This is a genomic window from Veronia pacifica (genome assembly GCF_001707825.1).
Classification (GTDB): Bacteria; Pseudomonadota; Gammaproteobacteria; order Enterobacterales; family Vibrionaceae; genus Veronia; species Veronia pacifica.
Genome location: NZ_LYBM01000098.1, coordinates 1 through 2,017 on the forward strand (window position 1 = coordinate 1; position 2,017 = coordinate 2,017).

1 protein-coding gene is annotated in these 2,017 nt (G+C 42.4%); it reads left to right on the forward strand.

From position 1 onward, the window contains the following. The first annotated feature begins 281 nt into the window (after positions 1–281). Positions 282–1,832, forward strand: a complete 1,551-nt coding sequence (locus A8L45_RS23260; protein WP_068905722.1) for a TnsD family Tn7-like transposition protein — start codon at positions 282–284, stop codon at positions 1,830–1,832. Positions 1,833–2,017: the final 185 nt, after the last annotated feature.

Sequence of the window (2,017 nt, forward strand, 5' to 3'; positions counted from 1 at the left end):
TTGGACTAGTTTTTGGGGTGCAGGTCAACCCCGATACAAACAACTGATAAAACTGGAGATATAACAAAGCCACAACATCCTGAGTTTGCGTCGAAACAAACGGAATTAGTTAATGCAGTTGACCTACTAAGCCGAATTAACGATCCGGATTTGATGCAACAAGCTTCTGATAGGGAAGATTCAATTGAATACCTAAGAAATCGAGGTGTGCTTCTTGACGATCCACTTACTATGTTTGACTAGAATTAAAGGGTAACTAGTTACTAACTGAGGCATCAATCATTCTTTTACCCTCGGCATTACCTGATGAAACCCTTTTCAGCCGATTATGCAGAGGTGTCGAAACGTCGAGGGTAACAGCTAATCAATATCGAAAGGCGGTACTTGGCGGTGAGAGAATGTCTGCCCACCCCTTTCTGGCATCCAATCTTGATAAGCTTAAGTTGCCTGACGGAGAGTTGGTGGATGACGTGGTTCTTCAGCAAACCCTTTTACCGTTTTTCGCATACTACCTCCCCACTTACGCGAATATTTTCTATTCAAGATCTTCATCTTTACAGATGCTTACAAGGGCATGTCAGTTTTCGACAATCAGAGAAACGGATAATTTATCGGCTAAGTATTGTCCTGTTTGCGTGTATGAGGATATCTATAACTTTGGGGTCGCTTATTGGCACTGCCACCATCAAGTACCCGGAGTGGAGGCTTGCCACGCTCACGGTGTTTGGCTGGGTCATTATAATCTTCAGGGGCGATCACACTTAGTCGGAGGTTATCTACCGCGAAGCGCTAGTGCCTCTATTTCCCCCTGCAATAACATTGCCGGTGATTTCTCCAAGTTTGCTATGGGAGAGTTAGAGAAAATTAGAAACGATCCTTCTGAGAGGGTGGGAAGCTACAAACAGCTTTTAGATCAGAAAGGGTTTATTACCCCTCATGGCAATGTAAGGCGGCAACCTCTTGTCCAGGAGCTTCGGTCTGTTTGTACTGAGCTTTTCCCTGAATCAAGCCCACTTCTTCCCTCCGATTCAAGAGACATAAAATACTGGGCTTCTTTGCTGTCTGGGTGCCCTAACCAACACCCATTCAAGCATCTTGTGATGAACTTTGTGCTGATGAGAATGCCGGATAAAAGTCCCGTGATATCTGCTCTGGTTAGTCCGTCAAAAAAACAGGACAGTGGCTCTCTTTGTCGAGCGCTTCTTGATGAAAATTTATCCTATTCAGAGATTGCACGCAGAATAAAAAAAAGCCGCTGCTATGTTAAGGGCGTAGCACTCCGTTTCGGTCAAACCGAAAGATTATCACCGACTATTCTGACAAAAGAATTGATAAGTAAAGTTGTTAATATGGCGAAAAAGGGCTTTCATCGAGAAGCGATTGCCAGAAGATACGGAATTTCATCAGGTAGTGTTGAGATGCTAATTTCCACGACTGAAGGCCTCGTAGCATGGCGGAAGCAATGCAGGTTCGAGTCAAAGCAGCGGCGCTCTAAATGTCAGATAATCCGATATATGCAATGCCATCCTAATGCTATTAGACAAGAAGTTAAAAGTAACTGCCAGGCTGCATTTTTCTGGTTATATAAGCATTCAAAAGAGTGGTTGAATACCTCTCTGCCAAAGAAAAGCAAAACGAGGCAAGTAGAACGAGTTGATTGGGCTAAAAGAGACAGTGAATTGGCTGTTAAGGTAAGAGATTTGCTAAAATGTCGGAAATTTAGAAGTCGAGCTGAGCTTGAAATTACTCTCGGCTCTCATGGCTGGCTTACTTCAAAGAAAAGTAAGCTACCTAAAACAATGATGATTATGAAGTTATTTAAAATTAATTGAGAAAAATCAGACATATCTCCATTTAAAAAGTTGCTCGACGAGCCCCGTTCCTGTTGCACTTGAGATTTTTCTTCAATATAGGTAGTGGAGTTATGGATTTTATTTATTAGCTAAAACTATTGCATATGAGCTTTTTGCAGTGATTGATTAGATACCTCTGACCTGCTCCCCAAAAACTAGTCCAA